The 24,711-nt window shown below is 66.9% G+C and carries 25 protein-coding genes; 7 read left to right on the top strand and 18 right to left on the bottom strand.

Annotated features, from left to right (window positions below; all coding sequences use genetic code 11):
* Positions 1 to 77: 77 nt before the first annotated feature.
* Positions 78 to 944 (bottom strand): GGDEF domain-containing protein, encoded by an 867-nt coding sequence (locus NJD74_RS17990; RefSeq protein WP_019186051.1) that lies wholly within the window; start codon positions 942 to 944, stop codon positions 78 to 80.
* Positions 945 to 1,012: 68 nt separating this feature from the next.
* The gene (gene ubiE / locus NJD74_RS17985) at positions 1,013 to 1,774 is read right to left on the bottom strand and encodes a bifunctional demethylmenaquinone methyltransferase/2-methoxy-6-polyprenyl-1,4-benzoquinol methylase UbiE (protein WP_102789386.1); all 762 of its coding nucleotides are present in this window, start codon (positions 1,772 to 1,774) and stop codon (positions 1,013 to 1,015) included.
* A gap of 79 nt (positions 1,775 to 1,853) precedes the next feature.
* Between ubiE and NJD74_RS17980 the strand changes: the two genes are divergently transcribed.
* The 4 genes from NJD74_RS17980 (at position 1,854) to NJD74_RS17965 (ending at position 3,610) form a co-directional block, all read left to right on the top strand.
* Entirely contained in the window at positions 1,854 to 2,306 is a 453-nt protein-coding gene (locus tag NJD74_RS17980; protein WP_019186053.1) for a nucleoside deaminase, read from the top strand.
* A 254-nt stretch (positions 2,307 to 2,560) separates the two neighbouring features.
* Positions 2,561 to 2,839 carry a hypothetical protein gene (locus tag NJD74_RS17975; RefSeq protein ID WP_319624707.1) on the top strand — a complete coding sequence of 93 codons (279 nt, stop codon included), beginning with the start codon at positions 2,561 to 2,563 and terminating at the stop codon, positions 2,837 to 2,839.
* A 62-nt stretch (positions 2,840 to 2,901) separates the two neighbouring features.
* Positions 2,902 to 3,234 carry a hypothetical protein gene (locus NJD74_RS17970; protein WP_019186055.1) on the top strand — a complete coding sequence of 111 codons (333 nt, stop codon included), beginning with the start codon at positions 2,902 to 2,904 and terminating at the stop codon, positions 3,232 to 3,234.
* Between the two features lie 76 nt (positions 3,235 to 3,310).
* The gene (locus NJD74_RS17965; RefSeq protein WP_102789385.1) at positions 3,311 to 3,610 is read left to right on the top strand and encodes a low affinity iron permease family protein; all 300 of its coding nucleotides are present in this window, start codon (positions 3,311 to 3,313) and stop codon (positions 3,608 to 3,610) included.
* Positions 3,611 to 3,649: 39 nt separating this feature from the next.
* Here NJD74_RS17965 and NJD74_RS17960 read toward each other — a convergent pair whose 3' ends face one another.
* Genes NJD74_RS17960 through smeD form a run of 3 tightly spaced genes read right to left on the bottom strand, consistent with a single transcriptional unit; the run spans position 3,650 to position 9,380 of the window.
* Positions 3,650 to 5,050 (bottom strand): efflux transporter outer membrane subunit, encoded by a 1,401-nt coding sequence (locus NJD74_RS17960; protein WP_139146337.1) that lies wholly within the window; start codon positions 5,048 to 5,050, stop codon positions 3,650 to 3,652.
* The gene (gene smeE, locus NJD74_RS17955) at positions 5,043 to 8,189 is read right to left on the bottom strand and encodes a multidrug efflux RND transporter permease subunit SmeE (protein ID WP_070471923.1); all 3,147 of its coding nucleotides are present in this window, start codon (positions 8,187 to 8,189) and stop codon (positions 5,043 to 5,045) included. The genes NJD74_RS17960 and smeE overlap by 8 nt, the downstream gene beginning before the upstream one ends.
* Positions 8,190 to 8,201: 12 nt before the next feature.
* The gene (gene smeD / locus NJD74_RS17950; protein ID WP_070471921.1) at positions 8,202 to 9,380 is read right to left on the bottom strand and encodes a multidrug efflux RND transporter periplasmic adaptor subunit SmeD; all 1,179 of its coding nucleotides are present in this window, start codon (positions 9,378 to 9,380) and stop codon (positions 8,202 to 8,204) included.
* Between the two features lie 231 nt (positions 9,381 to 9,611).
* On the opposite strand from smeD, the gene NJD74_RS17945 reads away from it, so the two are divergent.
* Positions 9,612 to 10,280 (top strand): TetR family transcriptional regulator, encoded by a 669-nt coding sequence (locus NJD74_RS17945; protein WP_070471919.1) that lies wholly within the window; start codon positions 9,612 to 9,614, stop codon positions 10,278 to 10,280.
* Between the two features lie 61 nt (positions 10,281 to 10,341).
* On the opposite strand, the gene hslU is transcribed toward NJD74_RS17945, so the two are convergent.
* The 7 genes from hslU to NJD74_RS17910 form a co-directional block, all read right to left on the bottom strand.
* Positions 10,342 to 11,715 (bottom strand): ATP-dependent protease ATPase subunit HslU, encoded by a 1,374-nt coding sequence (gene hslU, locus NJD74_RS17940; RefSeq protein ID WP_019183677.1) that lies wholly within the window; start codon positions 11,713 to 11,715, stop codon positions 10,342 to 10,344.
* A gap of 60 nt (positions 11,716 to 11,775) precedes the next feature.
* Entirely contained in the window at positions 11,776 to 12,327 is a 552-nt protein-coding gene (hslV, locus tag NJD74_RS17935) for an ATP-dependent protease subunit HslV (protein WP_019183676.1), read from the bottom strand.
* Positions 12,328 to 12,418: 91 nt separating this feature from the next.
* Positions 12,419 to 13,309 carry a tyrosine recombinase XerC gene (gene xerC, locus NJD74_RS17930; protein ID WP_019183675.1) on the bottom strand — a complete coding sequence of 297 codons (891 nt, stop codon included), beginning with the start codon at positions 13,307 to 13,309 and terminating at the stop codon, positions 12,419 to 12,421.
* A gap of 22 nt (positions 13,310 to 13,331) precedes the next feature.
* A complete protein-coding gene (locus tag NJD74_RS17925; RefSeq protein WP_019183674.1) occupies positions 13,332 to 14,009 on the bottom strand; it encodes a DUF484 family protein in 678 nt (225 codons plus the stop codon).
* On the bottom strand, positions 14,006 to 14,860 hold the full coding sequence (dapF, locus tag NJD74_RS17920) for a diaminopimelate epimerase (RefSeq protein ID WP_070471917.1): 855 nt from the start codon (positions 14,858 to 14,860) through the stop codon (positions 14,006 to 14,008). Before dapF ends, NJD74_RS17925 begins: the two co-directional genes overlap by 4 nt.
* The gene (locus NJD74_RS17915) at positions 14,853 to 15,098 is read right to left on the bottom strand and encodes a lipoprotein (RefSeq protein ID WP_019183672.1); all 246 of its coding nucleotides are present in this window, start codon (positions 15,096 to 15,098) and stop codon (positions 14,853 to 14,855) included. Before NJD74_RS17915 ends, dapF begins: the two co-directional genes overlap by 8 nt.
* A gap of 232 nt (positions 15,099 to 15,330) precedes the next feature.
* On the bottom strand, positions 15,331 to 17,448 hold the full coding sequence (locus tag NJD74_RS17910) for a S9 family peptidase (protein ID WP_070471915.1): 2,118 nt from the start codon (positions 17,446 to 17,448) through the stop codon (positions 15,331 to 15,333).
* A 111-nt stretch (positions 17,449 to 17,559) separates the two neighbouring features.
* Between NJD74_RS17910 and NJD74_RS17905 the strand changes: the two genes are divergently transcribed.
* On the top strand, positions 17,560 to 18,756 hold the full coding sequence (locus NJD74_RS17905; RefSeq protein WP_019183670.1) for a pyridoxal phosphate-dependent aminotransferase: 1,197 nt from the start codon (positions 17,560 to 17,562) through the stop codon (positions 18,754 to 18,756).
* Positions 18,757 to 18,923: 167 nt separating this feature from the next.
* On the opposite strand, the gene NJD74_RS17900 is transcribed toward NJD74_RS17905, so the two are convergent.
* Together NJD74_RS17900 and NJD74_RS17895 are read right to left on the bottom strand one after the other, a co-directional pair.
* Complete coding sequence (locus tag NJD74_RS17900) at positions 18,924 to 21,020, bottom strand: prolyl oligopeptidase family serine peptidase (RefSeq protein ID WP_070471911.1); 2,097 nt, start codon at positions 21,018 to 21,020, stop codon at positions 18,924 to 18,926.
* A 34-nt stretch (positions 21,021 to 21,054) separates the two neighbouring features.
* Positions 21,055 to 21,381 (bottom strand): hypothetical protein, encoded by a 327-nt coding sequence (locus NJD74_RS17895; RefSeq protein WP_083279926.1) that lies wholly within the window; start codon positions 21,379 to 21,381, stop codon positions 21,055 to 21,057.
* 205 nt (positions 21,382 to 21,586) lie between these two features.
* On the opposite strand from NJD74_RS17895, the gene NJD74_RS17890 reads away from it, so the two are divergent.
* Positions 21,587 to 22,198, top strand: a complete 612-nt coding sequence (locus NJD74_RS17890) for a lipocalin family protein (protein WP_019183667.1) — start codon at positions 21,587 to 21,589, stop codon at positions 22,196 to 22,198.
* Between the two features lie 9 nt (positions 22,199 to 22,207).
* Here NJD74_RS17890 and NJD74_RS17885 read toward each other — a convergent pair whose 3' ends face one another.
* From NJD74_RS17885 to NJD74_RS17870, 4 genes are all read right to left on the bottom strand, one after another.
* On the bottom strand, positions 22,208 to 22,510 hold the full coding sequence (locus NJD74_RS17885; protein ID WP_019183666.1) for a HigA family addiction module antitoxin: 303 nt from the start codon (positions 22,508 to 22,510) through the stop codon (positions 22,208 to 22,210).
* A gap of 10 nt (positions 22,511 to 22,520) precedes the next feature.
* A complete protein-coding gene (locus tag NJD74_RS17880; protein WP_070471909.1) occupies positions 22,521 to 22,799 on the bottom strand; it encodes a type II toxin-antitoxin system RelE/ParE family toxin in 279 nt (92 codons plus the stop codon).
* 189 nt (positions 22,800 to 22,988) lie between these two features.
* Entirely contained in the window at positions 22,989 to 23,678 is a 690-nt protein-coding gene (locus tag NJD74_RS17875; RefSeq protein ID WP_019183664.1) for a methionine ABC transporter permease, read from the bottom strand.
* Positions 23,675 to 24,682 (bottom strand): methionine ABC transporter ATP-binding protein, encoded by a 1,008-nt coding sequence (locus NJD74_RS17870; protein WP_019183663.1) that lies wholly within the window; start codon positions 24,680 to 24,682, stop codon positions 23,675 to 23,677. The genes NJD74_RS17875 and NJD74_RS17870 overlap by 4 nt, the downstream gene beginning before the upstream one ends.
* Positions 24,683 to 24,711: the final 29 nt, after the last annotated feature.

The following is a 24,711-nucleotide window of genomic DNA, read 5'->3' as shown; positions in this document are numbered from 1 at the left end:
GGACCGATCAGGGTGAAACGACCAGTTTACCCCCTGTCTCCGGCGCCCGCGCAGGCCATGCGTGGCGGTTCGCGCATTCAGTCCTCGGCGCGCAGCAGCCGCCCGCCCCCGGCGTACTTGGCCCGGTACATGGCCGCATCGGCGCGCCGGTAGGCCTCGCGCAGGTCATCACCGGGGCGATACCGGGCGGCGCCGGCACTGGCTTTGACCGGCGGCTCGCCAGCGCGCGCCGGTGCCGCCAGCTGTGCGAGCCAGCGGGTGACCCGCTCGCCGGCCTCGTTGCTGTCGGCGTGTACCGCCAGCAGGAACTCATCGCCGCCCCAGCGCCCGATCCAGTCCGGGCCGCGCAGCCACAGCCGCGCGGTCTCCACCAGCCGCACCAGCACCTGGTCCCCGGCCAGGTGGCCGTGGGCGTCGTTGATCGGCTTGAGGTTGTCCAGGTCGACCACGAACAGGGTCAGCGGGCGGGCCTGTGCGCTCGCCCACGCTGCCGAATCGGCCAGCGCCTGTTCGCAGCCGCGCCGGTTCAGGGCCTGGGTCAGCGGATCGAGCAACACGCTGCGGCGCAGATCGCGCAGGCCGGCGTCGACCCCATGCAGGTTGCGGTTGATGCTGCGCAGCAGCCGGCCGATCTCGTCATGGCCGAGGTCGGGCAGGTGCGGCAGGCGCTGCTCGTCGTAGTAGGCCTCCAGCGCATCGGCCGCCTGCCGCAGCGGCGCCATCAGGCGGTACAGCGCCATCATCGCGATCGCGGTGCCGAGCAGCGTGGCCAGGAGCACCACGCCGACCACGGTCCACATCACCCCGCGCGCGTAGTGGCCCGTCGCAGCCATCCACAGCAGCAGGACCAGCAGCGGGACGTGCAGGCCGAGGAACACCACCGCCATCAGCTTGGCGGTGAATGAGCGGGGAAATACGCGGGCAAGCCCGCGGTACAGGCGCATGGCAGGCCCTCTTCGACAGCCTGCCTGCAGTGTGGCCGAGCCCCCTCAGCGGGAACCGGACCGCTGTCTCAAAGTTTGTAGCCGGAGTGAATCGAAACGATGCCGCCGGTCAGGTTCTTGTAGTGGCAACGCTCGAAACCGGCTTCGGTCATCATGGCCTTGAGCTGTTCCTGCGGCGGATGCTTGCGGATGCTCTCGGCCAGGTACTGGTAGCTGTCGCCATCGCGCGCGAACAGCTGGCCCAGCTTGGGCAGGATCTTGAACGAGTGGAAATCGTAGATCGGCTTGAACCAGTCGGCGGTGACTTCGGAAAACTCCAGCACACGCGCCTGGCCGCCCACCTTGAGCACGCGGTGCATCTCGCGCAGGCCGGCTTCCTTGTCGGTGACGTTGCGCAGGCCGAAGGCGATCGTGACCAGATCGAAGCTCGCATCCGGGAACGGCAGCGCCTCGGCGTTGCACTGCACGTAGTTCAGGCCCGCGACCAGGCCGCGGTTGGTCAGCCGGTCACGGCCGACGGAGAGCATGCCGGCGTTGATGTCGCCCAGCACCACTTCACCCTCATCACCCACCCGCTCCTTGATCAGCGCGGCGATGTCGCCGGTGCCGCCGGCCAGGTCGAGCACGCGGTCGCCCGGCTTCACCTGCGCGGTGGCCACGTAGTAGCGCTTCCACGCCCGGTGGATGCCCAGGCTCATCAGATCGTTCATCAGGTCGTAGCTGCGCGCGACCGAGGTGAACACTTCGCCCACCAGCTTCTGCTTGTCCTTCGCAGCGACGTCGCGGAAGCCGAAATGGGTGGTGCCAGTCTTGTAGGGGGATTCGCTCATGGGGACGATTATCGCACCGCCGGCGCCGTTGCGGCAGGCCGCCCACTATCATGAAGGCCTTCACGTCCCTGGATTGCGCATGATCACCACCCCCGACTACGCCGCCCTGCTCGAAACCGCCATTGCCGAAGCCCGCCAGGGCCTGGCCGAAGGCGGCATCCCGATCGGCGCCGCGCTGTACCACAACGACGGCCGGCTGCTCGGCTGCGGCCACAACCGCCGCGTGCAGGAAGGCGACCCGTCCGTGCACGGCGAGACCGACGCCTTCCGCAAGGCCGGCCGCCAGCGCCGCTACCAGGACACCATCATGGTGACCACCCTGGCCCCGTGCTGGTACTGCAGCGGGCTGGTGCGCCAGTTCAACATCGGCACCGTGGTGGTCGGCGAATCGGTCACCTTCCAGGGTGGCATCGAGTGGCTGCGCGAGAACGGCGTCAAGGTGATCGACATGCAGAGCCAGGCATGCATCGACCTGCTCGGCGGCTTCATCAGCGCCCATCCCGAGGTCTGGAACGAAGACATCGGCGAGTAAGCGCCGCCGCTTCCGCGCGCATATGCGTGGAAGATGCCCGCGCGGGGCCGAACGGTGGCGCGCGGGCACGGCTACGTTCTGAATGCTTCAGTGAGCAGGCCGGGCCGCAGGGCCCTGTGCCGTGGGTGTCTGCGCGTGATGCCCTCACGCACCGACGACGGTCGCCGGACACGGCGAACACGCCGCACTAACAACCGCGCTGCATGAACGGCTTAAGGTGGTTGCACAGGGGGCACCATCGTCGAGGAGACGTCATGCATGCCCGAACCCGCCGCACCTCCTCTGTCGAACCCGAGCTGACCGATGCCTGGGAACGACTGCAGGTGCACTACGCACGCCACCAAAACGCCGCGCCTTTCTGGGATGCCTACCAGGCGATACAGGATGAGTTGACGCGGTCCCATCCCCAGCAGCGTGTCGCCGTCTGCAACCGGCTGGCGACGCTGGCCGAGCGGCTCGGCGTGGTCCACCACGCTCATCTGCTGCGCGAGCAACGTGGCAAAAGCCGCCACACCAGCTCCACATCGCCATGACACCGCTTGCACCGCGCTCTACGCCATCATCCAGATTCCCTTCTTCCCAAACTGAAGTGACCATGTCCTCCGCCCAGATCTCCATCCCTGCCGTCATCGATGTCGACGCCGAAGTCAGCTACTGGCGCCAGCGTCATGCCGACGGCAACCTCGGGACGGGCTCGTTCGGCCATTACGTGCCGTGGATCAAATTCGCCTGCGACTCGCTGATCACGCAACCGCGTGCCAGCGATGAGCAGCGCGATGAAATGTTCCAGACCCACTACGCGCTGCAGATCATGCCGCGCCTGTCCGAAGAACAGGCACGCCAGTTCGTCGACCAGTGCTGGGAACACGTCTACCATGCCGGCCGCCAGGACCTGTCCTCGCGTCCGCGGTTGCATGCTCGGGTCTGACCCGCCCCGGCTGCACAGCGCCTGCACGGCGCCCCACCAATGATGCAGGCACCTCGGACCCGGTCTGCCGTGCCTCATGAAACTGCGCAGCCTCTTCATCCTGGTCGCCAAGAAGGCGTCCTGTGCGGCGGGAACGCCGTGGACCTTCCTGGCGGCGGTCACTCAGAACGCGGATACCGCCGCGATCCAGATCAAGCTTGATGGGCTGATCCGCGCCACCAAGGGCGCCAACAACGAACTGCTCGATCTGGAAGAGCTGGACGAAGAGCGCCTGGAAGAGATCCGCCGCGAGTACGAACGCATGGCACGCGAGGCGGGCAATGCGCTGGACCGCGCGCGGCGCTGCCACGGCGATGGCCGCGCCGACGACCCATGACGGGCGCGGGTGCGGCCGGCCGGACGCACCCGCGCAGACTTACCCGCGCTCGTGCCAGCCGCCACCGAGCACCTTGTACAACGCTACCTGGTTGGACTGCTGCGCCAACTGCGTGCTGACCAGCGACTGCCGCGCGGTGTAGGCGGTACGCCGTGCGTCCAGCAAGGTCAGGAAGCTGTCCAGGCCGGCGTCGTAACGCGCCTGGGACAATCGCTGCGCCTGCTCCGCCGCGGCGACCAGCGCCTGCTGCGAAGACAACTGCGCATCCAGGCTCTCGTTGAGCGCCAGCGCATCGGCCGCCTCGCGGAACCCGGACTGGATCGCCTTCTCGTACTGCGCCAGTGCGATATCGCGATCGGCGGTGGCCATGCCCAGATTCGCGCGCAGCTTGCCGCCCTGGAAGATCGGCAGGTTGAGCTTGGGAATGAAACTCCACACGCGCGTGCCGCTGTCGAACAGACCCGACAGCTCCGAGGAGGCCGAACCGATGTTGCCGGTCAGGCTGATCGACGGGAAGAACGCCGCGCGCGCGGCACCAATGTTGGCGTTGGCCGAGAGCAGCACGTGCTCGGCGGCCATCACGTCCGGCCGACGCAGCAGCACATCGCCCGGCATGCCGGCCGGCAGCGGCCGCACACTGGCCACATCGGTCACCTCGGCCTGCGGCAGCAGGGCGGCATCGACCGGCCCGCCGGCCAGCAGCACCAGTGCATTGCGGTCCTGGGCGACCTGGCCGGCAAAGCGCGCCACATCCGTGCGCGCGGTTTCCACCAGGGTGCGGGTCTGGCTGAGTTCCAGCGCCGAGGCGCCGCCAAGCTGACGGCGTGCCTCGGTCAGGCGCAGCGAATCTTCGTACGTCGCCAGCGTCGCCTGGGCGATCCGCAGCTGTTCGCTGTCCGCGCCCAGGGTCAGCCACGCGTTGGCCACCTCGGCCACCAGCGACAGCTGCGCGCTGCGACGGTTGGCCGCTTCGGCGAAGTACTGCTGCAGCGCGGCCTGGCTGAGGTTGCGCACGCGGCCGAACAGATCCAGCTCGAACTCCACCACGCCGAGGTTGGCACTGAACTGCTCGGTCACCGGCGCATCACCGCCGCTGCGGGTCATCTGCCCCTGCACGCCGATCGCCGGCACGCGGTCGGCGCGCTGGATGCGGTACTGCGCCCGGGCACGCTCGACGTTGAGCACGGCCACGCGCAGGTCGCGGTTGTTCTCCAGCGACTGGCTGATCACTGCCTGCAGGCGCGGGTCGACGAAGAAGTCGCGCCAGCCGATGTCGGCCACTTCCATCGGTGCAGCGGTCACTGCCCCCGTGGTAGCCGTTGCCGGCCACTGCGAGGGAATCGCCGGGGCGACTTCGGTGCTGCGCGGCTCCAGCGTCGAGCAGCCGGACAGCACCAGGCTCACGGCCAGCGCCAGGCTGGCCATCATGGGCTTACGCATCGGAACCTCCAGCGTTCTTGCCGTACTTCTTGCGATTGAACACGCGCTGCACCACCACGAAGAACAGCGGGATGAAGAACACACCCAGCAGGGTGCCGACCACCATGCCGCCGAGCACGCCGGTGCCGATAGCCTGCTGCGCACCAGAGCCGGCACCGGAGGCGATAGCCAGCGGCAGCACGCCCAGACCGAAGGCCAGCGAGGTCATGATGATCGGGCGCAGACGGTCGCGCACTGCATGCATCGTCGCTTCGATCAGGCCGGCGCCCTTCTCCAGGTTCTCCTTGGCGAACTCCACGATCAGGATCGCGTTCTTGCTGGTCAGGCCCACCGTGGTCAGCATCGCCACCTGGAAGTAGATGTCGCGCTCCATGCCGCGGAAGGTGTTGGCCAGCACCGCGCCGAGGATGCCCAGCGGCGCCACCAGCAGCACCGAGGTCGGCACGCTCCAGCTTTCATACAGCGCGGCCAGGCACAGGAACACGATCAGCAGCGACAGCGTGTACAGCAGTGGCGTCTGCGAACCGGCCTGGCGTTCCTGGTAGGACAGCGCGGTCCACTCGATGTCGAAACCGGCCGGCAGCTGCTTGGCGAGCTTCTCCACTTCGTTCATCGCATCGCCCGAGGCCACGCCCGGAGCGGGCTCGCCCTGAATCTCCATCGCGGAGACGCCGTTGTAGCGCTCCAGGCGCGGCGAGCCGTAATCCCAACGCTGGCTGGCGAAGGCCGAGAACGGCACCATCTCACCGGCGGTGTTCTTCACCGACCACAGGTTGAAGTCTTCCGGGTTCATGCGGAACGGCGCATCGGACTGCACGTACACGCGCTTGACCCGGCCACGGTCGATGAAGTCATCGATGTAGCTGCTGCCCCATGCCGCCGCCAGCGTCGTGTTGACCGCCTCCAGCGACAGGCCCAGCGCGCTGGCCTTGCCGACATCGATATCGATGCGCAGCTGCGGGGTGTCTTCCTGCCCGTTCGGGCGCACGTTGGCCAGCAGCTTGCTCTGCCCGGCCATGCCGAGCAGCTGGTTGCGTGCATCCAGCAAAGCCTGGTGACCGGCACCGCTGGTGTCCTTCAGGAAGAAGGTATAGCCCGAGCCGATGCCCAGCTCCGGCATCGCCGGCGGCGGGAAGGCGAAGATGAAGGCGTCCTTGATCCCGCCCAGCGCGGCCATGGCACGTCCGGTGATCGGCATCGCACCCTGGTCGGCATCACGGTCCTTCCAGTCCTTGAGCTTGACGAAGGCCATGCCCGCGTTCTGGCCCATGCCGGCGAAGCTGAAGCCCTGTACGGAGAAGATCGACTCGATCGCGTCGGCCTCGTTCTCCATGAAGTGCTTTTCAAGCTTGTCGATCGATTCCAGGGTACGTTCCTGGGTGGCGCCGACCGGGGTCTGCACCAGCGCCATCAGGATGCCCTGGTCTTCATTGGGCAGGAACGAACTGGGCAGGCGCATGAACAGCAGGCCCATCACCAGCGCGAGCGCGGCGAACACGCCCATGAAACGCCACGGACGGCCGAGGATGCCGCGCACGCCACGCTGATACTTCGCGCTGGAGTTGTCGAAGCCGCGGTTGAACGCGTTGAAGAAACGGCCCGACCAGCCCTTGTGGGCCACGTGGTGCTCGCCCTTCTTGAGCGGCTTGAGCATGGTGGCGCACAGCGCCGGGGTCAGCACGATGGCGACCAGCACCGACAGCGCCATCGCCGAGACGATCGTGGCCGAGAACTGGCGGTAGATGACGCCGGTGGCACCGCTCATGAAGGCCATCGGCACGAACACCGCCGACAGCACCAGGCCGATGCCGACCAGCGCGCCGGTGATCTGGCTCATCGATTTGCGCGTGGCTTCCAGCGGCGAGAGGCCTTCCTCGGACATGATCCGCTCGACGTTCTCCACCACCACGATCGCGTCATCGACCAGCAGGCCGATCGCCAGCACCATCGCGAACATGGTCAACATGTTCACCGAGAAGCCCAGCGCGGCCAGGATGCCGAACGTGCCCAGCAGCACCACCGGCACCGCGATCGTCGGGATCAGGGTCGCGCGGAAGTTCTGCAGGAACAGGTACATCACCAGGAACACCAGCACGATGGCTTCGATCAGGGTCTTGATGACGCCCTTGATCGAGACCTGCACGAACGGGGTGGTGTCATACGGCACCACCGCCTTCAGGCCGGCCGGGAAGTTCGGGGCCATTTCATCCAGGGTGGCACGCACGCCGTTGGCGGTGGCCAGCGCGTTGGCGCCGGTGGCCAGGGTGATCGCGATACCTGAAGACGGCTTGCCGTTGTAGCGGGTCACGAAGTCGTACGACTCGGCCCCCAGCTCCACGCGGGCCACGTCGGCCAGGCGCAGTTCGGCACCGTCCTGCGCGCTGCGCACGATGATGTTGCGGAACTGCTCCGGGGTCTGCAGGCGGTCCTGCGCGTTGATGGTGGCGTTGAGCTGCTGGCCCTTGATCGACGGCGCACCGCCAAGCTGGCCGATGGCGACCTGCGCGTTCTGCGCCGTGATCGCCGCGATCACTTCGGCGGTGGACAGCTTGTAGGTGTGCAGCTTGTTGGGGTCCAGCCAGATGCGCATGGCGTACTTGCCACCGAACACCTGGATGTTGCCCACGCCGGGCACGCGGCTCAGCGGATCGACGATGTTGGAGCCGACGTAATCGGAGATGTCGTTGGCATCCATGCTGCCGTCTTCAGACACGAAGCCGAGCACCTGCAGGAAGCCGCTGCTCGACTTGGCCACGTTGATGCCCTGGCGCTGCACTTCCTGCGGCAGCAGCGGCATGGCCAGCTGCAGCTTGTTCTGCACCTGCACCTGGGCGATGTCCGGGTCGGTGCCGCTCTGGAAGGTCAGCGTGATCGTGGCCTGGCCATTGGAGGAACTGTTGGAGGAGAAATAGATCAGGCCGTCCAGGCCCTTCATGTTCTGCTCGATGATCTGCGTCACCGAGTCCTCGACTACCTTGGCCGATGCACCCGGGTAGCTGGCGCTGATCTCGACGGCCGGCGGTGCCACTTCCGGGTACATCGAGACCGGCAGCTTGAGCACCGCCAGGCCACCGGCGAGCATGATGATGATCGCAATCACCCACGCGAAGATGGGGCGATCAATGAAAAAACGTGCCATGGAATTCTCCGGTTACTGCTGGGCGGCGGGAGCCGCCGGCGCGGCGGCCGGCTTGGCCGGGGCCGCGCCCATTTCGGTGGCCTGCACGGGCATGCCCGGCTGGATCTTCTGCAGGCCTTCGACGATGACCTTGTCACCGGCCTTCAGCCCGTCCTCCACCAGCCACTTGTCGCCGAGCGAGCGGCTCACCTTGACCTGCCGCACTTCGACCTTGTCGTCCTTGCCGACCACCATGGCGCTGGTATCGCCCTTGGGATCGCGGGCAATGCCCTGCATCGGCACCAGGATCGCGTTCTCGCGCACGCCGCTGCCGACCTGCGCACGCACGTACATGCCCGGCATCAGCACCTGGTCCGGGTTCTCGACCTTGACCCGCAGCGCGTAGCTGCCGGTGGTCGGGTCCACGCTGACTTCGGAGAATTCCAGGGTGCCCTTGTGGTCGAACTCGGTGCCGTCGTCGAGCAGGATCGTCACCGGCAGGGTCTGGTTGTCCTGCAGGCGGCCGCTGGCCAGCTCGCGGCGCAGCTGCAGCAGCTCGCTGGCGGACTGGGTCAGATCGACATAGATCGGGTTCAACTGCTGCACGGTGGCCAGCGCTTCGGCCTGGCCGGCGCTGACCAGCGCGCCCTGGGTGACCGAGGACTTGCCGATGCGGCCGCTGATCGGCGCGGTGATGCGGGCATAGCCCAGCGTCACGTTGGCCGCATCCAGCGCGGCACGCGCAGCGCCGACATCGGCCTCGGCCTGCTTGAGCGCGGCGATCGCGTTCTCGTTGTCCTGGGTGCTGACCGCTTCGACCTTGGCCAGCTCGCCGATGCGCCTGGCGCTCAGGCGTGCGGCATTGGCGGTGGCTTCGGCGCGCGCCAGCTGGGCGCGGGCGCTGTTGGCCTGGGCCCGGTAGCTGGCGTCATCAAGCTGGTACAGCGGCTGCCCCGCGGTGACCAGGCCCCCTTCGGTGAACAGCCGCTTGGCCACGATGCCGTTGACCTGCGGGCGCACTTCGGCCACCAGGAACGCGTTGGTCCGGCCAGGCAGTTCGCGCGTCAGGCCGACCTGCTCGGCTTTCAGGGTGGCCACGGTGACCTGGCCAGGCCCGCCCTGTGGACCCTCCTGCTCACCACCGCCACAGGCGGACACGGTCAGGGCGATCGCGAGGGAAAGCGCGAGAAGACGGTACGGGGTTCTGGACATGGCGGTAGGGGCTCGCAGACGGAAAAGGGCGCGCCTGCAGCCCAACTTCCGATAAAAGCGAAGAATGACGACAAACAGGCAGCAAATGACGGCAAATATCCGAAACGAGACCCGCCGGCATTCGCGGGCAGTCCTCGCTGAGGATCAGTGGGGCGCAAATATACATACATGCATGTTTGTTTGTAAAGCGGTACAATTCAGGCCGGTTTCATCCAGCAACTGCACAGCGCAATGGCCAGAAAAACCAAAGAAGAGGCGCAGGCCACCCGCGAGGGCATCCTCGATGCGGCCCAGGTCTGTTTCCATGAATACGGGGTCGCCGGCACCAGCCTGGCGATGATCGGCGCGCGCGCCGGATTTACCCGCGGCGCGGTGTACTGGCACTTCAAGAACAAGGCCGAAGTGCTGACCGCGATGATCGACCGCGAGCGCGTGCCGTTCATCGAGCGCATGCGCCGCACCACCTCGGCCAAGCGCAACACGCCGATCCTGGACCTGCGCTCGGCGCTGCTGGTCTCCTTCCGCGAACTGGCCGAAGACGAACGCCTGCGCAACATGATGGAAATCATGCTGCGCAACGATCTGTCGGTGGAAAGCCAGGCGATGCAGGCGCTGCAGCTGGAGGCATCGCGTGAGGAGCTGGGCATTTTCGCGGCCGCGTTCCAGCGCGCGCGGGAGTTGGGGCAGCTGCGCGAGGGGGTAGACGTGGACACGGTGGCGCGCATCGTGAGCACCAGCCTGACCGGCGTGCTGTATAGCGCGATGCTGGAACCGGAGCTGTTCGAGATTCAGCGCGATGGCGCGCAGACGCTGGATGCGATCCTCAGCGCATTCGTGCAGCCAGGTGTATTCACCCCGGGCGCCCCGCCCACCGCCCTGCCAACCGACGACGACGCCTGAGCAAAAAAACGGCGACACCGCAGTGCCGCCGTTCTTCCTACCACCCGATCGTTGCGTGCCGTTACAGGATGTAGCGGCTCAGGTCAGGATCCTGCACCAGCTCGCCCAGATGCGCATCGACATAGGCCTGGTCGATGCTGATGGTCTCGCCATCGCGATCCGGCGCTTCATAGCTCAGCGTATCCAGCAGGCGCTCCAGCACGGTGTGCAGGCGGCGCGCGCCGATGTTTTCCTGGCGCTCGTTGACCTGGAACGCGATCTCGGCCAGGCGGTCGACCGCATCGACGGTGAACTTCATCGAGACGCCCTCGGTCTGCAGCAGCGCTTCATACTGCTTGGTCAGCGCAGCCTTGGGCTCGGTGAGGATGCGCACGAAGTCCTGCTTGCTCAGCGCACCCAGCTCCACGCGGATCGGGAAACGACCCTGCAGCTCCGGGATCAGATCGCTGGGCTTGGCCAGGTGGAACGCACCGGAGGCGATGAACAGGATGTGGTCGGTCTTGATCGTGCCGTACTTGGTGGAGACGTTGGAGCCTTCCACCAGCGGCAGCAGATCGCGCTGCACACCCTCGCGCGACACATCGCCACCACCGACGTTGTCACCGCGCTTGGCGACCTTGTCGATCTCGTCGATGAACACGATGCCGTGCTGCTCGCAGGCCTCGATCGCCGCGCTGCGGATGTCGTCTTCGTTGACCAGCTTGCCGGCCTCCTCCTCGACCAGCAGCGGGCGCGCCGCCTTGATCGACAGCGTGCGCTTCTGCGCCTTCGCGCCGCCCATGCTGGAGAACATCTGGCGCAGCTGCTGGCCCATTTCCTCCATGCCCGGCGGGGTCATGATGTCCATGCTCACGTTGGCCGACACTTCCAGCTCGATCTCTCGCTCGTCCAGCTCACCGTTGCGCAGCATGCGGCGGAACTTGATGCGGGTCTCGTTGTCCTGCGCGGACGGCTCATTGCGCGCGGCTTCGGCGTCGAAGCCGATGCCGGTGCTGCGGCGCGGCAGCAGCGCATCCAGGATGCGGTCTTCGGCGCGTTCTTCGGCCTGCGTGCGCACGCGCACCTTGGCCTGCTCGCGGTACAGCTTGACCGCGGTGTCGGCCAGGTCGCGGATGATCTGCTCCACATCCTTGCCGACATAGCCGACCTCGGTGAAGCGGGTCGCTTCGACCTTGACGAACGGTGCATTGGCCAGCGTGGCCAGGCGACGCGCGATCTCGGTCTTGCCGACGCCGGTCGGGCCGATCATCAGGATGTTCTTGGGCATCACTTCGTTGCGCAGCTCGGTCGGCAGCTGCATGCGGCGCCAGCGGTTGCGCAGCGCGATGGCGACCGCACGCTTGGCGTCGTGCTGGCCGACGATGTGCCGGTCCAGTTCCTGCACGATTTCGCGCGGGGTCATGGTGGCGGAAGAAACTTCAATCTTGTGCGGCATGGGTGTGCTCACGGATGAATTGGGTTTTTCGAGGTTGCCGGCCAGCGGCCGGCACTATGCTTACAGTTCCTCGACCACCACGTTGCGATTGGTGTAGATGCAGATGTCGCCGGCGATGTTGATCGACTCGGTGGCGATCGTGCGGGCATCCAGTTCGGTGTGCGCCATCAGCGCGCGGGCGGCCGACAGGGCGTAGGAGCCACCGGACCCGATCGCGATGATGCCGTCTTCAGGCTCGATCACATCACCGGTGCCGCTGATGATCAGCGAGGTGTCCTTGTCGGCGACGGCGAGCAATGCCTCAAGCTTGCCCAGGCGGCGCTCGGTGCGCCAATCCTTGGCCAGTTCCACCGCAGCGCGCTGCAGCTGGCCATGCTTTTCCAGCTTGGCCTCGAACAGCTCGAACAGGGTGAAGGCATCGGCGGCGGCACCGGCGAAACCGGCCAGCACCTGGCCCTCGCGACCCAGGCGGCGCACCTTGCGGGCGTTGCCCTTCATCACCGTGTGGCCAAGCGTGACCTGGCCATCGCCGGCGACGGCGACATGCCCATTGCGGCGCACCGAGATGATGGTGGTGGCATGAAATACGTTGGGGTTCTGACTGGGGTCCATGGAGCCTCCGGGGTGACAAAGACTGAGGTGGGGTCTCTGCCCGACGCTTCAACCCGCCCTGCCCTGCGCCCGGATGCCGCAGCGGATCGATTCAGCTTTCGTTGCCGCTCTTGCGCCGCTTGGCGCGCGGGTGGGCCGCATCGTAGACCTTGGCCAGGTGCTGGAAATCCAGGTGGGTGTAGATCTGCGTGGTGGCGATGTCGGCGTGACCGAGCAGCTCCTGCACGCCGCGCAGATCACCGGAGGATTCCAGGATGTGGCTGGCGAAGCTGTGCCGCAGCATGTGCGGGTGCACGTGCTTGAACAGGCCCTGGCGCTGGGCCAGTTGGCGGATGCGGATCTGCACGGCGCGCTGGGTGATCGGCCCGCCCTTGCGCCCGGGGAACACCGGCGCGGTCGCCGCGCCGCCGCTCTCGGCCCGCCAGCCCTGCAGCGCGGTGCGTGCATGCGAGCCGAACGGCACCCGGCGCTCGCGGTTGCCCTTGCCCAGCACGTTGACCAGGCCGGTATCGAAATCCAGGTCGCGCCAGATCAGCGCGCACAGCTCGCTCAGGCGCAGCCCGGAGGAATAGAACAGCTCCAGCAGCGCGCGATCGCGCAGGCCGAGCGGTGCATCGGTGGGCAGTTCGACCAGTTGCACGGCTTCATCGGCATCGAGCACCTGCGGCAGCTTGCGCGGCGCCTTGGGGGCTTTCAGGCCGGTGGCCGGGTTGGCCGCGATGCGATGGTGCTTGAGCAGCCACGCGTAGAAGCTGCGGCACGCCGAGAGCCGGCGCTGCAGCGAGGTGGGCGACAGGCCACGCCGGTGTTCGGCCGCGATGAACTGGCGCAGCTGCGCGCTGTCGAGCGTGTCGATGATGGCGCCCTGCCCGTCCGACCACGCCGCCAGGGCGTCCAGGTCGCGACGATAGGCATCCAGCGTGTGCGCCGACATGCGGCGCTCCACCTGCAGATGCGACAGGAAGTCCTGCGCGGTACTCACGACGGCTCCGCTCAAGGGAATGTCAGGGCGACGGGAAACGCTGCAGGGCCACGACCAGCGACTCGCCCATCATGCGCAGGAACAACGTGCCCATGCCGGGGTAGAACCGGTTGCCGTCGTGGCTGCCCACCGCGATCAGGCCGACGCCCGGCAGCGGCAGCAGCGCGCTGGACTGCACTTCCTCGGCACGCCCCGCGTACAGCACGGTATTTTTTTCCGGCTGCAGGCGGCCACAGATCGGCTCGCCGTCTTTCAGGCAATCGCGGAACACCCCCAGCAACGGGCTGCTCTCCTCGATCACCTGCAGCCACGGCGCCTGCTCCAGCCCCGCAACCGGGTGCAGCACGATCAGCCGGACCAGATCGCCAGCAAAATCTTCTTCCAGCGAGGCGGCCATCGCCCGCAGGGTATCGGCCGCCGAGTCCTGTTTCATCAGTGCCAGGGTGAGCTGGTGCGTGCGGACCGCCAAGCGCTCGTTGATCTGCGCATTGGCGGCCAGATCGGCCAGCCGCCGCGACAGCTCACGGTTCTTGTCGCGCAGCACTTCCAGCTGGTAGCTGGCCAGCGACGCGGTGGGACCGTCATCACGCGGCACCACCAGGGTCAGGGCCAGGTCCGGGAACTGTTTCAGGAAGGTCGGATGCCGGCGCAGCCAGGCGGCTACTTCGTGCGATCCGATTTTCTCGGCGGTGTCGCTCATGCGTTCCACTCTCCATCAAAGACGAAGGCTGCGGGTCCGGACATCACGATCTGTGCATCATCGGCCGGCCAGCGGATGCGCAGATCGCCACCCGGAAGCGACATCGTGGCATCGCGCTGCAGGCGACCGCGCTGCATCATCACCACGGCCGCGGCGCACGCGCCGCTGCCGCACGCCAGGGTTTCGCCGGCACCGCGCTCGTACACGCGCAGGCGCGCATGCTGCGGGCCGAGCACCTGCACGAAGCCGACGTTGACCGACTTCGGGAACGAGGCGTGCTGCTGCAGCAACGGACCCAGGCGTTCGACCGGGGCGGCATCGACCAGGCCCACTTCGATGACCGCGTGCGGATTGCCCATCGACACCGCGCCGAAACGCACCGTGTCCCCCTGCAGCGGCAAGAGATACTCCTCGCGGGCGCGGGCGAAGCCGATCAGCGGCACGTTCTCCGGCTCGAAACGCGGCACGCCCATGGCCACCGCGTACTGGTCTTCACCCAGGCGCTCAACCGCGTGCGTGGTGACCGGGCTGTCGATCGCGAACGTGGTGCCAGTGGCCGCACCATCGCGCACCAGCCAGGCAGCGACGCAGCGCGCGCCGTTGCCACACTGCTCCGAACGGCTGCCGTCGGCATTCCAGATCCGGTAGGAGGCCACCGAGCCCTCGGCCTTGGGCGGTTCGATGGTCAGGATCTGGTCGCAACCCACGCCGGTATGGCGATCGGCCAGGCGCGCGGCCAGTGCGGCATCCGGCGGTACGCTGCCATCGCGCAGGTCCAACACCACGAAATCATTGCCGGCGCCATGCATCTTGGTGAAACGCAGCGCCGCGGACGTGCTTGCCTTACTCATTCCCGTCATTGGCCTTCAGCGCCGGGGCTTCAACGGGATCGGGAACCACCGGGGAATCGGTATCGGCATCGGCGGCCGGCGGCGTGGCGTCGTCGGCGGCCGGTTCGACCAGTTGTTCTTCGACCGGGACCGGCTTCTGCGGCAGGACCAGCGGGCCCTTGTTGCCACAGGCCGACAGCACCAGCAGCGCCGAGGCAGCCAGCGTCAGGGAGATGAGGGTACGGGGGGATGTCTTCATGCCCTGAGTATAGCCGCGCACTTTGGGCGCTTGGGTGCTGGCTGGATGAACAGGCCGCGCAGAAATCGCGCCCCTGGAAGCCCCCCGGCAGTGCCGGCGCTGGCCGGCAGCCCCGCCTCCTGCTGGGCCCAGGCGGTGCCGGCCAGCAGCCGGCACTACCGGAGCGGTTGACGATCCTTGGCCGGGCAGCAGCCATCGTCGTCCCTCGGCGGCCGGCGGCCGGCGGCTGCCATTACGGGGTCCGGGTCACGCCCAGCTGGTCGAGCACGAACGCATACGACTCGGCCAGCTCGTGATAGCGCTGGAAGCGGCCGGACTTTCCACCGTGGCCGGCTTCCATGTTGGTGCGGAAAACGATCGGGAAGTGACCGGTGTTGTCATCGCGCAGCTTGGCCACCCACTTGGCCGGCTCCCAGTACTGCACCTGCGAATCCCACAGCCCGGTGCCGACATACAGGGCCGGATAGGCCTGCTTGGCGACGTTGTCGTACGGCGAGTACTTCAGCATGTAGTCGTAGTACTCGCGCTGCTCGGGGTTGCCCCACTCGTCGTACTCGTTGGTCGTCAGCGGGATGCTGGCATCGAGCATGGTGGTGACCACATCCACGAACGGCACCTGGGCGACCATCACGCGGTAATCCTGCGGTGCCTGGTTGGCGACCGCGCCCATCAGCAGGCCACCGGCGCTGCCACCGGAGCCGGCGACGCGGTCCTTGGCCGCATAGCCCTGGCGGACCAGCTCACGGGTGACATCGACGAAATCGTTGAAGGTGTTCTGCTTCTTGAGCAGCTTGCCGTCCTCATACCACGCACGGCCCATTTCCTGGCCGCCGCGGATGTGGGCGATGGCATACACCACGCCGCGATCCAGCAGGCTGACCACGGTCTGGTTGAAGCCCGGATCCATCGACATGCCGTAGCTGCCGTAGGCGTACTGGTACAGCGCGCCGGTGCCGTCCTTCTTGAAACCGTTGCGGTAGACCAGCGACACCGGCACCTTGACGCCATCGCGGGCCGTCACCCATACACGCTCGGTGGTGTACTGCGACGGGTCATAGCCGATCACCGGCTGCTGCTTGAGCTGGCGACGCTCACCGGTGACGGTGTTGAGCTCGTAGGTGGTGGTCGGGGTGGTCAGCGAGGTGTAGGCGTACCGCAGCCACGGCGTATCGTGTTCGCTGTTGGCGGCCAGCCCCATCGAATAGGCCGGCTCGTCGGCCTTGACGTAGTCCTGGCGGCCATCCGGGAACAGCAGGCGCACGCGCTCCAGCCCATTGGAGCGCTCGGCGATCGCGGTGAAGCCATCGAACAGCTCGAAGCCTTCGATCAGCACCGCATCATCGTGCGCGACCCAGTCTTTCCACTGGCTGCGCGTGGTGGCATCACTGGGTGCGGTGACGATCTTGAAGTTCTTCGCATCAGCATCGTTGGTGCGGATCACCCAGCGGCCGTTGAAGTGGTCGGCGTCGTATTCCACGTCGCGTGCACGCGGTGCCAGCACCTTGAATGCCTGCGGATCGGCGGCCGGGGCGTAGCGCGTTTCCGAGCTGACCGTGCTGTGCAGTTCGATGGTCAGGAAACGATCATCGCGGGTGCGGCCGACGCCCATGTAGAAGCTGTCGTCCTTCTCTTCGTAGACCAGCACGTCACTGCTCGCCGGGGTGCCCAGCACGTGTTTTTTCACGCGCACGGTGAGCAGCGTCTCCGGATCGTTCTCGACGTAGAACAGGGTGCGGTTGTCATCGGCCCAGACCACGTTGGGCGAGACGTTCTCGATACGGTCCGGCAGCACTTCACCGGTGCGCAGGTCCTTGAAGCGGATCACGTACTGGCGGCGGCCCACATCATCTTCGGCCCAGGCCAGCAGATGGTTGTCCTGGCTGACATCGGCATCGCCCACGTTGAAGTAGCCCTTGCCCTCGGCCATCGTGTTGATGTCGAGCAGGATTTCTTCCGGCGCCTCCATGCTGCCCTTGCGGCGTGCCTGGATCGGGTAGTCCTTGCCGGTTTCAAAGCGGGTGTAATACCAGTAGCCGCGGTCACGCGAGGGCACGCTGGCATCGTCCTGCTTGATGCGGGCGACGATCTCCTTGTACAGCGTGTCTTCCAGCGGCTTGAGCGGCGCCACGACCTGGTCGGTATAGGCATTCTCCGCGTTCAGGTACGCCAGCATTTTCCTGTCTTCGCGCTTGTCGTCACGCAGCCAGTAGTAATCATCGCTGCGGGTCGCGCCAAAGGGAGCCTTCACCGTGTGCGGGTGCTTCTCGGCGTCGGGCGGGGTCAGCGCGGGGGCGGCGTGCACGTTGGAGGTCATGAGGCTGGCAACCAGTAAACAAAGGGCGGGTTTCACGAGATAAGGCTCCTGGCGGGGGAATGCAATGGCGTCCGTGTCCGTGCAGTCTGTGCCGCCGGGTGGGCCAGCAGCAAGCCTGTCGTTGGTCACTGCGCCTATCATCAGGCCATGGACACTTCCCGCACGCCCCCGACCGGCACCGGCTACAGCCGCCGCAGCCAGGAAATCGAACCCTTCCACGTGATGTCGCTGCTGGCCCGCGCGCAGGCGCTGGAGCAGGCCGGCCACGATGTGATCCACCTGGAGATCGGCGAGCCGGACTTCACCACCGCCGCCCCGATCGTGCGCGCCGGCCAGGCGGCACTGGCGGCCGGGCACACGCGCTATACCGCCGCCCGCGGGCTGCCCGCGCTGCGCGAGGCGATTGCCGGGTTCTACCAGGATCGCTACCAGGTGCAGATCGACCCCCAGCGGATCCTGGTCACCCCGGGTGGCTCGGGCGCATTGCTGCTGGCCAGCAGCCTGCTGGTCGATCCCGGCAAGCACTGGTTGCTGGCCGATCCGGGCTACCCGTGCAACCGGCACTTCCTGCGCCTGGTGGAAGGGGCCGCGCAGCTGGTACCGGTCGGCCCGGAAACGGCGTACCAGCTCACGCCGGAACTGGTGGCACGGCAATGGAATGCCGAGAGTGTCGGCGCCCTGGTCGCCTCTCCGGCCAACCCGACCGGAACCGTGCTTTCCGCTGCGCAGCTGGACGCGCTGTCGCAGTCACTGAAGTCGCGCGGCGGGCACCTGGTGGTGGATGAGATCTACCACGGCCTCACCTACGGGATGGACGCGGCCAGCGTGCTGCAGGTCGACGATGACGCCTTCGTGCTCAACAGCTTCTCCAAGTATTACGGGATGACCGGCTGGCGACTGGGCTGGCTGGTCGCGCCGCCGCAGGCGGTGAAGGAGCTGGAGAAGCTGGCGCAGAATCTGTACATCAGCGCCTCCAGCATCGCCCAGCATGCGGCGCTGGCATGTTTCGAGCCGGAGTCGATCGCGATTTTCGAGCAGCGCCGCGCGGCATTCCGCGAGCGCCGCGATTACCTGCTGCCGGCGCTGCGGGCGCTCGGCTTCCGGATCGAAGTGGAACCGGAAGGCGCGTTCTATCTCTACGCCGACGTGAGTGCGTTCACCGGGGATGCGCAGGCCTTCTGTGCGCATTTCCTGGAAACCGAGCATGTCGCGTTCACCCCGGGCCTGGACTTCGGGCACCACCGCGCCAACGCGCACGTGCGGCTGGCCTACACGCAGGAAGTGCCACGCCTGGAAGAGGCGGTGCGGCGGATCGCGCGTGGGCTGGAGACGTGGGTGCGTTGAGCGACCCCTGAAAAAAAACGCCACGCATCGCTGCGTGGCGCTGAAAATGGGGTGGAGCCAACCTGACGCCCCACCACCCGGAGTCCGCTCCAGGGGGCTACAACGTCTGCGGCAGGCTCACTCCCTGCCGGCTGCTCGACTGCCCCTGGCCGTCGAGCAACCCGAGCTTACTTGGAGAGCTGCTCCCACAGGAAGCTGTAGGCCAAAGCCGACATGTGCGCGGCCTGCGCGTTGTTCGCCGCGCCGCCGTGGCCACCTTCGATGTTCTCGTAGTAGGTCACGTCCTTGCCGGCGTCGATCATCATGGCCGCCATCTTGCGGGCGTGTGCCGGATGCACGCGGTCATCGCGCGTGGAGGTGGTGAACAGCACCGGCGGGTACGTCTTCTTCGCATCGAACAGGTGGTACGGCGAGAAGGTCTTGATGAACTCCCAATCGGCCGTGTCCGGATTGCCGTATTCGGCCATCCACGAGGCGCCGGCCAGCAGGTGGCTGTAGCGCTTCATGTCCAGCAGTGGCACCTGGATCACCACCGCCCCGAACAGTTCCGGGTACTGGGTCAGCATGTTGCCGGTGAGCAGGCCGCCGTTGCTGCCGCCCTGCACGCCCAGGTGCTTGGCCGAGGTGATCTTGCGGCTGGCCAGGTCGCGGGCGACCGCGGCCATGTCTTCATAGGCCTTGTGCCGGTTCTGCTTGAGCGCCGCCTGGTGCCAGCGCGGGCCGTACTCGCCACCGCCACGGATGTTGGCGACCACGTACACGCCGCCCTTCTCCAGCCATGCGCGGCCCATGCCACCGGAGTAGGACGGGGTCAGCGAGATCTCGAAGCCGCCATAGCCGTACAGCAGGGTCGGGTTGGAACCGTCCAGCTTCATGTCCTTGCGGTGCACCACGAAGTACGGCACGCGGGTGCCGTCCTTGCTGGTGGCGAAGTGCTGCTCGATCACCTTGCCATCGGCATCGAAGAACGCCGGCATGGTCTTGAGCACTTCAGGCTGCTTGCCGATCTCGGCGATGGCCAGGGTGGTCGGGGTCAGGTAATCGGTGACGGTCATCCACACCGCATCGCTGTCGTCGGCATCCACCGCGCTGACAGCCACGGTGCCGAACGACGGCGAGCCGGTGAAGGCACTCGTCTTCCAGCCACTGTCGGTGGGGGTCAGCACGCTCAGGCGGCTCTTGACGTCGTCCAGCACGTTCAGGACCAGGTGGTTCTTCGTCCAGCTGGTGCCGGCCAGCGAGGTGGTGTCGGTCGGTGCGAACAGCACGTCGAAGTCGCGCTTGCCGGCGAGGTAATCGTCCAGCCTGGTGGCCAGCAGCGCGCCGGCGGCGTAGGTCTTGCCGCCCACGGTCCACGGCTCGCGCAGCTCCAGGGTAAGCCACTGCTTGCGCAGGCCCTTCTCCGCCGAGTTCGGCGCATCGATCCTGGTCAGCGTGCCGTCGTCGGCGCGCAGGAAGATCTCGTTGTTGTAGAAGGCCAGCGTTCGGCTGACCAGGTTGCGCTCGTAACCGGGGGTATCGTCGTGCATGGCCGCGATGTACATGTCATCGGGCTTGCCTTCATAGACCACCGAAGCCGAAGCCATCGGCGTGCCACGCTTCCACAGCTTGGCCACCCGCGGGTAACCGGAAGTGGTCATCGTGCCGGTGCCGAAATCGGTGTAGACGAAGACCGTGTCGCGGTCGATCCAGTTCAGGCCACCTTTGGACTCGGGGCGGAAGAAACCGTCCTTGATCCAGGCCTTGTTGGCCAGGTCGAACTCGCGGGTGACGTCGGCGTCGGCGCCGCCGCGCGAGAGCGCGATCAGGCAGCGCGAATAGTCCGGGCGCAGGCAGTCGGCGCCGTGCCAGACCCAGTTTTCGCCCTCGGCCTTGTTCAGCGCATCCAGATCCAGCACGGTTTCCCACTGCGGCGAGGCCTTGCGGTACTCGGCCAGCGTGGTGCGGCGCCACAGGCCGCGCTCGTGCTGCTTGTCCTTCCAGAAGTTGTAGTAGTAATCGCCGATCTTCTGTACGCCGGGAATCTTGGCGTCCGAATCGAGCACCTCGCGGATGCTGGTCTCCATCTGCTTGAACGCCGGGGTCGAGGCCAGGCGGCCTTCGGACGTGGCGTTCTGCGCTTTGACCCAGGCCAGCGGCTTGTCGCCGGTGACATCTTCAAGCCAGGCGTACTTGTCCGCGGGGGCGTCAGCGGCCATGGCGGTTCCCGCCGCGCTGGCGGAGATCAGACCTGCCACCAGGCAGGCGGAAGCGAATCGTGACATTGCAGCTCCAGGCATTCATAGCCTTGGGACGCTATCACACCGTCTGGCTGCGGCTCACGTGTCGAAGGTCAGGCCGGGCCGGTCGCGGCAGCGGGCGACCGCGGCGCCGCGCCTGCGGCCCACGACGGCGGCGGGCGGTCCGGGTGAGCAGGCCCGGTAGCGGCAGGCGGAAGCGATGCAGGCTCCACCAGGCCACCAGGGGCATGCCGACCAGCCACAGCGGCAGCCAGCCGACCCACTCGCTGTGGCCCCGTGCGGCGGGCCAGACCAGGACCAGGGCGACCCCGGCCAGGGCGGCCTGCCTGACGCAGCGCAGCACGCGCGGATCGGGACGGTCGGACGAACGCGGGGAAGACGACAGGGTCATGACACAGCTCCGTGCGAAAGTGATGCGTCACCTTGCCGCGCGGCCATCTCACCGGCTGCGACCTTGTCGGTCGGCCGCGGCAGCAAGGACCTCCGGCGCCGAGGCTGCATGAATCGGTCACGCAACCGCCGCGCCGCCATTGACGTTCTCTGCTGTCCCACCCACCATGCCCCTGCCAGCCACTGGAGCCACCCGCCGCATGTCTTCGAACCGCCCGCTTCGCGCTGTCCTGTTGGTCTCCTCGCTGGCGTTGCTGTCAGCCTGTGCGTTCCGTCATGAGACCAAACCGGACCCCGCGCCGACGCCGGTCGCGGTCGACAGCGCCGCGGCGCCGATCGACCTGCAGCGGTTCATGGGCACCTGGTACGTGATCGGCCGCGTGCCGAACCCGATCGAGCGCGGCCACGTCGCCAGCGTCAATGAGTTCCGCCTGCGCGGAGACCAGAAGGTGTCGATCAGATACCGCTACCGCGACGGCTTCTCCGAACCGCAGCAGGAACTGACCGTCCGCGCCTCGGTGGACGAGAAGAGCGGCAACCACAACTGGCGCACCTGGTTCTACAAGATCGTGCCGACCCACACCCGCGTGCTGGAAGTCGCGCCGGACTATTCGTGGGCGATGCTGGGTTACCCGGGCCGCGAGATGGCCTGGATCTTCGCGCGCCAGCCGGACATGGACAAGGAGCTCTACAAAGAGCTCGCCACCCGCCTGCGTGACGATTACGGGGTCAACACCGACAAGCTCAAGCGCGTGCCGCAGCACCCCGAGCAGGTGGACCGGCTGGGCTTTGAAGTGCCGAACGTCCGGTAAGGGCGGCGCTCAGGCCGCCTCGCGCGGCTGCACCCTGCGCTCGATTTCCTGACGGGTCGGCAGCGTCTTCAGATCGTACTCGGCCTGGAGGGCCAGCCACGACGCGGCGTCCCCGCCGAAATGACGCGCCAGGCGCACTGCGGTATCGGCCGTTACGCCACGGGTTTCATGCACGATGGCGTGCAATCGCGTCGGCGGCACATCCAAGGCCCGTGCCAGCGCAGTAATGCTCAGCTGCAACGGCAGCAGAAACTCCTCGCGCAGGATTTCGCCCGGATGGACGGCCCTGAGGTTGTTGATGGGGCGGCTCATGGATGGCACCTCAGTGGTAATCGACGATCTCGACATCACGCGGACCGTTGTCGGTCCAGACAAAACACAACCGCCACTGCGCGTTGATGCGGATGCTGTGTTGCCCGCGTCGATCACCGCACAGCGCTTCGAGCCGATTTGCGGGCGGGCTGCGCAGGAACTGCAGGGTCTGTGCAGCATCCAGCATCTGCAGCTTGCGCTCGGCCAGTGACTGGAACGCACGGAATTGGCGCGGGCATCGCCCCGCAAACAGCGCGAGCGTGTGGCGGCATCGGAAGGACTGAATCATTCCGCACAGCGTATTACGCCAAACGGAATATAACACAGCTCCCCGTCACGCAATGGTGCGTTGGTCGATCACCTGATCAATCGAATCAGCGCGTGCTGCCGCCCCGGCACTCCCTTGGGCGGCACGACCTGAGGCCATGCCCGGTCGCCGCTGGGCATGGCGTACCGACCAACGGTCGGTACCTACCGGTTACTTCCGGCTGTAGTGCGAGACCAGCCGGTCGCCGATCATCTGCAGAATCTGCACCAGCACCAGCAGCAGCACCACGGTGACCAGGGCCACGTCGGTGTGCGAGCGCTGGTAGCCATCGCGGAACGCCAGGTCGCCCAGGCCGCCCGAGCCGATCGCACCGCCCATCGCGGTGAAGCCGATCAGCGCAATCACCGTGACGGTGGCACCGGCGATCAGGCCCGGCCGCGCTTCGGGCAGCAGCACCCGGGTGACCAGCTGCCAGGTGGTGGCGCCCATCGCCTGGGTCGCCTCGATCACGCCGCGGTCCACTTCACGCAGCGCGGTCTCGACCAGACGTGCATAGAACGGCGCTGCGCCGATCACCAGCGGCACGATCGCGCCACGGACGCCCAGCGAGGTGCCCATCATCCACAGCGTGAGCGGGATCAGCACGATCATCAGGATGATGAAGGGCACCGAGCGCAGCAGGTTCACCAGCAGCGCGAGCGAACCGTACAGCACCGGCTTGCGGTGCAGCTGCGGCGAGCCGGTCAGGAACAGCAGCACGCCCAGCGGCAGGCCGATCAGCAGCGTCAGCGGCAGCGAGCCGCCGAGCATCAGCAGGGTATCCAGCGTGGCCTGGCCGATATCGGCCCATTTGCCGGCGTCGAGGTGGCGGAAGAACCCGCCTGCGGTGGCCAGGATCATCGGCGCAGCTCCTCAAGATGGACACCGGCGGCAACGAAGCCCGCCTGGGCGGCCTGTACGTCGCCCCCGACCAGCGACACGGTCAGCTGCCCATACGGGGTGTCCTTGATCCGGTCGATACGGCCGGACAGGATGTTGTAGTCCACGCCGGTCTCGCGCGCGATGCGCCCCAGCAGCGGTTCATAGGTATCGGCGCCGAGGAAGGTCAGGCGCACGATGCGACCGGCCACCGCCTCGAAATCCTTGTGCAGCTCGCCCTCGTCGACCTGTTCGGACTCGCTGACGAAGCGGCGGGTGGTCGGGTGCTGCGGGTGCAGGAACACCTCGGTGACCGGGCCGGTTTCGACCAGGTGGCCGGCATCGAGTACGGCGACGCGGTCGCAGACACGGCGGATCACGTCCATCTCGTGGGTGATCAGCACGATGGTCAGGCCCAGCTCGCGGTTGATCCTGCCCAGCAGCTTGAGCACCGAGGCGGTGGTCTGCGGGTCCAGCGCGCTGGTGGCCTCATCGCACAGCAGGATCTGCGGGCGGGTGGCCAGCGCGCGGGCGATGCCGACGCGCTGCTTCTGGCCGCCGGAAAGCTGCGCCGGGTACTTGTTGGCGTGCGCTTCCAGGCCGACCGTGTGCAGCAGTTCGTCCACGCGTGCGTCGATCTCCGCGCGCGGCGTGCCGGCCAGCTCCAGCGGGAAGGCGACATTGGCCGCCACGGTGCGCGAGGACAGCAGGTTGAAGTGCTGGAAGATCATGCCGATCTTCCGGCGCAGCACGCGCAACCCCTCGGCGTCGAGCGCGGTGACGTCTTCGCCATTGATCAGCAGGCGGCCACCGGTGGGTTCCTCCAGCCGGTTGATCAGGCGGATCAGGGTCGATTTGCCCGCGCCGGAATGGCCGATGATGCCGAACACTTCGCCGGCCTCGATGGTCAGGTCCAGCGGCTGCAGCGCGGCAATCGCGCGGCCGCCGACGGCATAGGATTTGTGCAGGCGCTGGAACTCGATCACTTCGCGGTCAACCGGGGCATCGACGGGAG

The organism is Stenotrophomonas sp. RG-453, assembly GCF_033843685.1.
Classification (GTDB): Bacteria; Pseudomonadota; Gammaproteobacteria; order Xanthomonadales; family Xanthomonadaceae; genus Stenotrophomonas; species Stenotrophomonas bentonitica_A.
Note: the sequence above shows the minus strand (reverse complement) of the source record. Positions and strands in the feature narration are given on the sequence as shown.